This window comes from Ruegeria sp. YTSA105, from assembly GCF_059610225.1.
Map to the genome: position 1 here is coordinate 1 of NZ_JBXWNE010000028.1, position 7,514 is coordinate 7,514.

The window sequence follows — 7,514 nt, forward strand, 5'->3', positions numbered from 1 at the left end:
AGATCAGACATGTTCACCGCTCGTTTTTGAACCGTGAATCACGCCGCAAAACGGAAATCAATGGGTCCTGACCCTAGTAATAAGTTCGCTACCAATTTCGTCGAAAACTTAGTTTGAAAGCCGTAAGTTCGTGCGGCGTCGACGTGAATAAGTACCAGGGCACCCGTTTCAAATTGTCCGAAGTGATTGGCCTGTATCCGGTTTTGCCTCTTTCTCTTTGCGACAGACGCGATGCGTAAATAGCTGCCGTTGGTGCGCTGGCAGCGAAAGACAGTATCGTTCGCGTTCTGTGAGTTCGCTTGTGTTGAGATATTGCTGTCGTAGCGAATGACCGAAAAGTGGGCTGCGACCGCAGCATCGTGACGGCATGTCGAGTGACCGGTAAGGGCCGACCGTGTAGGCGGCCCAGAGATGTTTGATTTCAATAGCTTCAGCAATGGCCAAGGCATCCTCAAGTTCAACGCCAAGATACCTGACTGTACTGTCCATCTTTGTGTGCCCCAACAGAAGCTGAACGGCGCGAAAGTTGCCAGTCTTCTTGTTGATCTGAGTGACTTCCGTTCGCCGCATCGAATGCGTGCCATATGCACTGGCTTCCAGTCCGATCGACGTGACCCAGTCCCGAACAATCTACGCATACTGACGTGTCGATATGTGAAGGCGCTCATGAAAACGGCCTAGCCAAAGATACTCTGATCCGACCATCAATTCGTATTCCATCCATTTTCCGACGGATGTGCGGGTGCCTTCCGATATCTCAAACCGAACTGACTTCTGCGTCTTGTTCTGCAGCACTGAGGCGGGTTCCCTGATCTGGCCTGACGCCAGCACATCCACAACTTTCCTCTTCACAAGGTCGCAGCCGCGAAGCTTGCTGTCGATTGCCATATTGAACAGAGCAAGATCACGATGGTACTCTGCCAATTCAAGCCGCACCCAGATTGCTCAGACATGCTTTGGTTTCAGTGGCCGCTTCTGACCGACAATGCGGCCCTTGTTCCAGGCTAGTCGAAGTGCGCGAATGGCAGGTAAGTTTGGTATTTCCATGACTAATCCTCCGATCCGCCATGCCCTCCCAAAACGACGACCCGACGTTGACACAGGCGTCATACCACAGGATGCCGCGCCGCCTCCGATGTCAGGAACCTAGTCCGACCTGCCCATTCGACAGAGCGCAGCGAAAGTCAGCTTTTTATGGCTTGGCCATAAATGCGGCTCGGATCGCCTCCTTCATAGCGTCCTGAGGCCCTTGTTCTTTCGGCTTGCTGGATGCCATCACCAGCTTGGAGGCAGGCGTGTTTCCGAAGCCCAATGCGTCGTTCACCACCGATAGACCTGCGTGAAACGACGAGCGACCAAGTAGACCTACTGCAATCCCAGCTTCAACCGCTGCAATTACGCCAGAGACGCTCTGGCTGGAATATACAACGCGATATGGCTCTCCGCGGGCTTGCAATGAATTGACTGCCGCGTCGCGCCACCAGCATGCATGATCGAACAAGGCCACCGGAAGGCTTTCATCGATCTGAAAATTCCAGCGCACCGACGACACCCAACAAGTTGGGTCTTCATAAAGAACTTCCTCTTGGCTGGACGGGTTTTCGACCTCATAGACCGCAAGGTCCAGCGAACCTTTGTCGAGGGCCTCGGGAAAACTGGTGCTCAGAGCGCATGTGACATCCAGTTCGACTTTCGGATGATGGCGGGTGAAGGTCGCAATGATCGCCGCGAGTTTCGTTCGTCCGTGATCGTCGGGTATGCCCAAACGTAGTTTCCCGCTTACCGTGTTCTGGGAAATCTCTCGTAGTGCCGCATCGAGACGTGCCGTCACGTCCTGCGCGACTGGAAATAGCTTTCGTCCCGTGTCGCTCAGGACCACCCCGCGACCATGCCTGTCGAAGACCGGCTGACCCAGGATCGCTTCGAGGCGCTTGATTTGAAGGCTCGTTGCAGACTGCGACCGGTGGATGCGGGCGGCGCCTTCTGTGACGCTTCCGGCATCAGCCACGGCGACGAAGGTTCGCAGAAGATCGCTATCCAGGTTTTCCATTTGTTTTTCCAATATCGGAAATTGTAACTATGCGTTTCACAGATGCCTCGTGCCGCACTATTTTTCAAGGTCAGAGGAGTATCTCATGTCCGATCAGACAGCTGCCAACCGACCATCCAACCGGAAACCCTTAGTGTGGGGCCTGTTTCTGCTTCTGTTGGCAGGTGTAGGTTTTGCTTGGCCGGAACACGCCGCAAACGCAGCAAGGTTCGTCCTATGGGGTCTAATTGTCGTTGCCCCCATTGTCATTCCGGGCATCGTTCTAGCAGCTTGGATCATCGCCAGCGGCGCGGATACCCACATCGCTGGCGCGTTCGAGGGCAGGACGCTGAGAGCGGTTTTGGCTGCATCGCTCATCGGAGCCATCACGCCGGTCTGCGGTGTGACGGTGCTGCCCTTAATGGCCGGATTGCTGGCAGCGGGCGTGCCACTTGCTCCGATCATGGCATTCTGGCTGTCCTCCCCAATAACTGATCCGGCGATGCTCGCGACAACAGCCGCGACACTGGGTTTGAGCTTTGCGATCGGCAAAACACTCGCAGCTTTCGGATTAGGCATATTCGGGGGCGTGATCACAGGGCTATTCGCCAAGACACCTTGGGCAATGAGCGCGCTTCGAGACAATGGTCTTGCGCGCCAACTGAGTGCCGCACGATGCGGCAGGGATCAACCCTTTGATCCATGGGTATGGCGGTCTGAGGCACGAAGGCATTCTTTCAGCAGACAGTTCTGGGCGACCACGCGGCTGATCCTGATCTGCCTGATCCCGGCATTTGCCGCCGAGTATGCCTTAAACGCCGCACTGACGCCGGGCGCACTGGCAGCATATGTTGGCGAAGACAAATGGTGGGCCATACCCGCCGCTGTCTTTGTCGGTGCCCCGGCCTATATCGACGGTTACGCTGCGCTCCCGCTGACACGCGGGTTGATCGACAACGGCATGTCCGAAGGCGCGGCGATGGCTTTCCTTGTCTCGGGCGGCGCGGTCAGCATCTGGGGTGCTATGGCCATCGCACCGGTGCTCAAATTGCAACCGTTGATGCTCTATCTGCTGCTTGCAGTTCTGGGTTCGCTTGGGGCGGGGTATGTCTTTGGGTGGATCGTCTGAGATTCAGCGTTAACGGGAAGCAGACGTTCAGCAACCGGCAGCTTCCTCCGCAATGTGTGAGTACGAGCAGCGCCAAAATTTGCACTTGCAGCGAATGACCGAAATGCGGGCTGCGTCCGCACAATGCCAGCGGGGTGTTGAATGCCTTTTATGGGCCGCTCAGTGCTTTTTGGCCGCGTGCGCGGTAAAATTGCACAATAACCAGTTCTTCACGTCAGAGCTGTGCGGCATTTTGCACTTGGGACCGTGCGGAAGGAGTGCGGTGTTCATTGCTGTTAATGCCTCCGAGCGGCGACGCCCTAGGTGGCACCTGATTGACATTTTGGGTATTTTGGCGCAAAATAAAAGCATATTTAAACAGCATTAACACTATTCCAAATTTGCAAATCACACTTGGTCGAGATTGGTGTAAAGCGTCCTATTTGGCGCAATTCCCAAGAGAAATTGACAGAAGTTCATTTTTAAAACGGAGGCTTACTTTAGCTATGTCCAGTCTTATTCAATCTGTTTTCGGTCGTGTCACCCAACAAGAGAACGGTCAGCCCGTACACGGAATATTGGTCAAGATTCAGGCGGTATTTGGGGATGGCTGGCGCAAGCGAGACGGCTGTAAGATCGATCTTGGATGCGTCCTGACGGCCGCCGATGGCCGATTTGTGCTCATAGTGGATTCGTCGAAAATACCCGAAGACTGTCGATGTGCAGGTCCGATGGAATTGCGGATAAAGCTGCGCGACCGCGATGGCGTGCGCATCCATAAAGCTCGGCTCAAGATTGAGGATTGTTCCTGCACCGACGATATTAAAATCGACGTCGCCATCCCGGCAAAGAAGCTGGCGTGTCACCTGAGGCGCCCGTTAAGCTGGGCTGCACCGGATAAGCCGTTTTTGCCAGAAAGCGTTCTTGATGACATTGAGGAAGCGCTTGAGCTTGCGGATGCTGATCGGTTGCTGCGCAAGCGCACTCACTTCTTTGAGTGCATCCGCCCGACGCTTGCGATTTTTGACAACTCGCTTAGTGATGCCTGGAGTGTTCTGAACGGAGACGTCGCTGCCAAGGGGCGCTATGTGGATGTACTCAATGCTCTTTGTGCCACGTCGCCAACAGGCTGCGGCTGTGGCGGCGCATCCGGGGATGGTGCAGGCGGTATCTTGCAGGACATTTTTTCCGACGACTGCAATGATGACAGCTGTAGGCCCATCAAATCCAAACCCAACCCGGTGTGCTGTTCCGACCATGTCTGCCCGACCGGTAAGTCCCTGATCGCTGACAAAGACATGAGCTTGATGGTCTTTGCGGCCATGCATGTATCCTGTGGTCACAGACCAACAATGATCAAATACGTCGGCGCGCTGCTTGAACAACGTTGCCGGTTCCAGGTGTTGACCGCGCTTCATGAAGCAGCTGTCAACCTGATTTGCAAGAAGCCGCACGCAGGGCGTCATTTTAAGGATCTGCTCGAATATGTGATGTGCATCTGCACCGGTCAAACCCCTTGCGGACAAGTGCCTTGCTGTCAAACTTGTGTCCGCCAGCCCATCCTGGATTGCATCACGGATGCCTATAGAAACTGGTGCAGTATCGAATGCTACACCGTGACCAAGATCAACCCAGAGCGTGCCTGCCCCGGTGACACGGTTGCGATCTGCGGGTGCGGGTTTGGCGATATTGCGGGGCAAGTGCAGTTCACCCAGCATGGCACGATGAACCCCGGTCCGATCGCTGTGCCGACCTCGTGGTCAGACGAACGCATCTGCGTGATCGTCCCGTCCAGTGCAGGATGTGGTTTGGCGATCATTCCTCCGACCCAAACGATCAGCGTCTGCGATCGTTTCCTGGACTATCGAAAAAGCGGCACGATGTTGGCTGAATTCGAAGGTACAAGCGCTGACATTCTCAAGTTTATCGTCAAAGGGCATCAGAACGACGACTGCCTGTTACCCGGCGAGGTTCTGAAAATCCGCTGGAAGGTCTGCGCCGCTGACTCAGTGACTGTGCGCATCGTCAATACAGACACCGGCGCTGCCATTGCGCAGATTTCACCGGCCCCCGATCTGGGACGCTGGGATTTCGATCAGACTGACTTCGACCAAACGACCCGAGTGCGGGTCGAAATCGTCGTGACCGGTAAATGTAAACCTCCTACAGTAAGTCAGGGCTTAGACCTCGTTTTCCAGAACCCGCCGGATCTATCCATCGACGGGGTCGAGGTAACGCAGGCGATTCAGTATTTCCGAGCCAACCAGCATCTGACTGATCCAGCTGACCGCGGCCCGGACAACTCCCTTCAACTTGTTGCCAATAAATCGGCCTGGGTGCGGACATATCTGCGCAGTGGGCAGGATCCGAATTTCGATAATGGGCAGCTCGGCAATGTCAGTGGCACACTTCAAGTGGAACGCCGGGTTGGTGGGATCTGGTCCACGGTGGCCAATATCGTTCCGACCAATGCCCCGGTGACAGCGCAGGACAGTTTCTCAAGCTACGACGCAGAGAGACGCGACATTGATGCGACGCTGAACTTCATTATCCCTGCCAACGTAATGACCGGGCTCTTGCGCCTTTCTATCACTGTCTCGTCGCCAGACGATTGCTATGGAGGCAGCGGCACGGCCCAACAGCTTGTTGATGTCGATCTTGAGCAAGAGTTGCGCGTTGCAGCCGTCACAATTGGCTATAACGGTCCACCGATGGGCGGCGGCGCCAATATTACCTTGCCTGCCCCCAACGCAGCACAAGTTGCCGCTGATACCAGCTTTGCCCTTCGGGTTTTCCCGGTAGGCAGTACGCCCAATGTGCGTATCATCGACAGTCAGACAACAACACAAGGTCTGACAAACAACAATTTCCCAGCGGGGGGATGCGATCCCAACTGGACGCCGATCCTGAATTTCGTGGCTAACGCGCGCACGAATGACGGTAATCAGGGCGATTGGCTTTACTATGGACTGGTCAATGCGGCGATCCCGCGCTCGCATGGCAACACAGGATGCGCCAGCGGCGGCAACGGCGCTGGCTTGTCCGGTAGCCCGATCACGTTGGCGCATGAGTTGGGCCATCAGGCGGGTTTACCACATGCCCCATGTGGCACGGTCGGCACGCCGAACGCGAGCTACCCGCTTTACGAGCCTTACGATACCGGCATGACAACGACCGATAGCAATGGCAACACTGTCTATTCGGATGCGAGCATCGGCGAATACGGCCTCGACACAAATGACGGGACAATACACCGGCCAGCCAACAGTGAGGATCTGATGGGTTATTGTGGCCCCCGGTGGGTCTCGATCTTTACGCATAACTATATGCTGAACCGCGCCGAATTTGACCCGGTGGCGCTGGCAACGGGCGTGTCTGGCGGCAATTCGGTGGGGGTAGGCGCCATGGAAGTCGATCGGCAAGACCAGATGCGTCCTTTCGTGACGATCGTCGGTGAAGTCGGCAAAGACATGCAGGTCTCGGTCGCAAGCCTCGTACGGGTTCCAACCCGGCCCTTGCGGATGCCTGGCGCGCGTACCGATCTAGTTTTGCAGTTGATCGGGGACAAGGACGAGGTGATCTCATCTGCGCCGGTGTTCACAATGGATAATCACGACGCCAATGGCGATGGCTGCGGTTGCGGCGGAGGCGATAAAAAGGATCCGCCTAAACCGCCGTATAGTTTCATTGCGGCAATGGGCGATGTCGGCTCCGGAATTGCAATCCGCATCTGCCAGGGGGACGCAGTCATATGGGAGCGCAAGCGACCGGCACGGCCGGTTAAATTGGCTTCGGCTGAAGCCAGCATTGGCAAGTCTGGTCTAAAGGTTTCCTGGAAAACGACCGGTGCCAAGCGTGGTTACGATCCCGATATTTGGCTGCAATGGTCTTCTGATGGTGAACGCTGGAACGGGCTCAGGGTTGGTGCGAGAGGTAACAGCGTTGAGATCGACCCCAACACCATTCCGGTCGACAAGGTTTGGATTAGGGTCCTTGCTCATGACGGTTACTTCACCGCAACGGCAGACACCAAGCAAGTTAAACTGCCACCAGCGCCACCCGAACTCGCCATTATTCACCCCTCTGAGGGGCAAGTGGTGCGCCCGGACCGACCGCTGCATCTCTGGGGTACATTCACTGGCCGCACCGAAGCAAAATCCGTTGAATGGTATCTGGACGGCAAGAAGGTCGCCAAAGATCTGGATGCTTGGATCGATGTACCCAAGCCAGGTGACCATGTGGCGGAGCTGCGCGTTAAAGGCGCAAACCCGGTAACTGTCAAGTTTTCTACAGGTGAGCGCTAGGGTCAGGACCCATTGATTTCCGTTTTGCGGCGTGATTCACGGTTCAAAAACGAGCGGTGAACATGTCTGATCT

Annotated in this window: 3 protein-coding genes and 1 pseudogene; 2 read left to right on the top strand and 2 right to left on the bottom strand. The window is 55.7% G+C overall.

The window, feature by feature from the left end; translation table 11 throughout:
• Positions 1-417: 417 nt before the first annotated feature.
• Positions 418-888 (bottom strand): annotated as a pseudogene (locus AC2FH2_RS19660) (tyrosine-type recombinase/integrase); the annotation flags it as partial.
• 304 nt (positions 889-1,192) lie between these two features.
• Complete coding sequence (locus AC2FH2_RS19665; RefSeq protein ID WP_142640415.1) at positions 1,193-2,050, bottom strand: LysR substrate-binding domain-containing protein; 858 nt, start codon at positions 2,048-2,050, stop codon at positions 1,193-1,195.
• A gap of 85 nt (positions 2,051-2,135) precedes the next feature.
• On the opposite strand from AC2FH2_RS19665, the gene AC2FH2_RS19670 reads away from it, so the two are divergent.
• Positions 2,136-3,158: a permease gene (locus tag AC2FH2_RS19670; RefSeq protein WP_496824978.1), complete on the top strand. Its 1,023-nt coding sequence runs from the start codon at positions 2,136-2,138 to the stop codon at positions 3,156-3,158.
• Between the two features lie 485 nt (positions 3,159-3,643).
• Entirely contained in the window at positions 3,644-7,441 is a 3,798-nt protein-coding gene (locus AC2FH2_RS19675; RefSeq protein WP_496824980.1) for a hypothetical protein, read from the top strand.
• Positions 7,442-7,514: the final 73 nt, after the last annotated feature.

Bases quoted from the DNA above. Each gene is read 5' to 3' on its own strand.
- AC2FH2_RS19675 (WP_496824980.1), top strand. From the start codon at position 3,644: ATGTCCAGTCTTATTCAATCTGTTTTCGGTCGTGTCACCCAACAAGAG.
- AC2FH2_RS19670 (WP_496824978.1), top strand. From the start codon at position 2,136: ATGTCCGATCAGACAGCTGCCAACCGACCATCCAACCGGAAACCCTTA.
- AC2FH2_RS19665 (WP_142640415.1), bottom strand. From the start codon at position 2,050: ATGGAAAACCTGGATAGCGATCTTCTGCGAACCTTCGTCGCCGTGGCT.